A 1,849-nucleotide genomic window follows, 5' to 3' on the forward strand; every position below is an offset into this window, starting at 1 on the left:
GCCGCCGGCTGCCTCATAGCCTTGCGCGACAACCGTCTGCGCCTCTTCGGCTTGGGTTTGCGCGTTGGCGGTCGCATAGTCGAAGAGCGCCTGGGCGTCGGCCTTGAGTGTATCGGCCCGCGCCTCGATCGCTTTCGGGTCGAAGTCCGTCAAATCCTGAGCAACGACGGCGGTCACACCAAGCAGCAGGCTGGCGGCGAGAGCGGGGAAGAGTCCTCTGCGGTTCATTGGCGCGACCTCACAGCATGCAACAATTGCGTTTGCGCCAGAGGAGGAAGCCGACATCCTCGCCTTTGACGGGATAGACCTGCCCAGATTTGGGCAAGATCGTGGTCGCACCAATCGGAGAACAGGCTTCGCGGCCACTCACCATGGGCGTCGGATTTACCTGCTGCATCCGGTACTGGCTCTTCTTGAGGATCGGCATGATGTACTTGGAACACAGCGCCTTCGATCCGCTGGTGCCCCAGGCGAGCCCCTGCCTGTGGAGCTTGTAGACCATGCGCTCGGCCGCGAGCCGTGCAGACTGCTTGATACCGATATTGGCACCAACATTGCCGTTCATCGGATACATCGAACCCTGGCAACCAGAGCACCAGAACTGCTCGTCCATAGTAAATCTTGCGCTGGCCGAGATGCAATCGGCTGAGCAGGCGGCCTGCGCGATGACTGAGGTGAAAAGGGCGGCCTCGGGATTGAGGAGAGATGCCAGCTCGTCGTCCTGCCAAAGCGGATCGATCTCGCTCATATAGGCAACGTCGAACGAGCTCGCCTCGAGACACAGGAAATCGGTCACCACTTCGAGCCAGTACAGAAGCGGGTAGATGTAATAGTGCACGTGGTATTTGGCGGTGCGCTGGGACTGGCCCCCTAGCTGCGCGCCGTCCGAGGCATAACCGTTACCGATCGGAAAGCCGGGGTCGAGCTTGATGCCGCCAAGGTTCGGAAAGCACCACGGCTTGGTCGAGACATCAATCAGCCGGACCGGCTCCCAGAACCCGATCGCAAGGCCGATGCGCGGCACCGGCGTGCCGCAGGCGCAGATCGGAAGATCCGGATTGTCGGTGTCGGCACGCGATGATGGCCAGATCTTGAGCGAGCCCAGCGACAAGGGGAACATGCAGCCCCAGCACACATCGGTCACCGGATTGACGAAACTGCCTGAGCACCGACCAGGCCCGCTGGGAAGACCCTGAGCCAGAACCGGGGGAGCCAGCACGGATGCCGCCATGAACAGGGACGCAAAGCCCAGGAGGAGCGCAAGGAGCCTAGAGCGCATCGTCTCTCTCCCTCATCAACCAGGCATCATCCGCCGCGTTTTTGGCCCGGACCCAAAGGACCCCCTGAACCAGAGCGAAGGTCGTAGCGCCTGCGAACAGTGCGAGAGCAAAGATGCCGGATAGCGCCCGAAGTGCCCCGAACGAGACAACGAGGGCAGCGACCAGAAAGAGCCCTGTCATCGTGCGCAAACGTGCCGCCTTGAGCGCGCGCGTTTCGGGGGCAGCAAGGGGCGCCGGAACCAGATTGCGCCAGGAGTTCATGCCCCCCTCCCCTTGCGCGCAATGGCTTGCTCAGTGACTATGAGGACGTCGCCGCGCTGCTCGACCAGCGCCGGGGTCCTGCGTATCCCGAAATAGCTGGTAAGACGGCCGTCCTGATCAAAGTAGAACCGGCGCTGGTGAACCTTCATGAGCTCGAAGGGAGAGCCATCAACGAAGATGATCTTGGCGCGCGCATCGCCCCCGTGCTTCATCGCCCATTCGACTTCTGCCGGATCGTCACCATCAACAAAGAGAAGTTTCTTGCTAAGCGCAGCGGCGGTAAGCGGATTGACGCGCTGACCCGCCAC

3 protein-coding genes and 1 pseudogene are annotated in these 1,849 nt (G+C 61.8%); all 4 read right to left on the bottom strand.

Annotation, left to right across the window (positions count from 1 at the left end; all coding sequences use genetic code 11):
- Nucleotides 1-228, bottom strand: a 228-nt coding sequence (locus ACEW8G_RS00270) for a hypothetical protein (RefSeq protein ID WP_373486454.1), incomplete at its 3' end; no start/stop codon positions are given.
- Between the two features lie 10 nt (nt 229-238).
- Nucleotides 239-1,279: a conjugal transfer pilus assembly protein TraU gene (gene traU / locus ACEW8G_RS00275; RefSeq protein ID WP_373486455.1), complete on the bottom strand. Its 1,041-nt coding sequence runs from the start codon at nt 1,277-1,279 to the stop codon at nt 239-241.
- Nucleotides 1,269-1,541, bottom strand: coding sequence for a hypothetical protein (locus tag ACEW8G_RS00280; protein WP_373486456.1), 273 nt, complete (start codon nt 1,539-1,541; stop codon nt 1,269-1,271). The genes traU and ACEW8G_RS00280 overlap by 11 nt, the downstream gene beginning before the upstream one ends.
- Nucleotides 1,538-1,849 (bottom strand): annotated as a pseudogene (locus ACEW8G_RS00285) (type-F conjugative transfer system protein TraW); the annotation flags it as partial. The gene ACEW8G_RS00280 and the pseudogene ACEW8G_RS00285, both read right to left, overlap by 4 nt.

It is taken from the genome of Blastomonas sp. (assembly GCF_041747255.1).
Classification (GTDB): domain Bacteria; phylum Pseudomonadota; class Alphaproteobacteria; order Sphingomonadales; family Sphingomonadaceae; genus Blastomonas.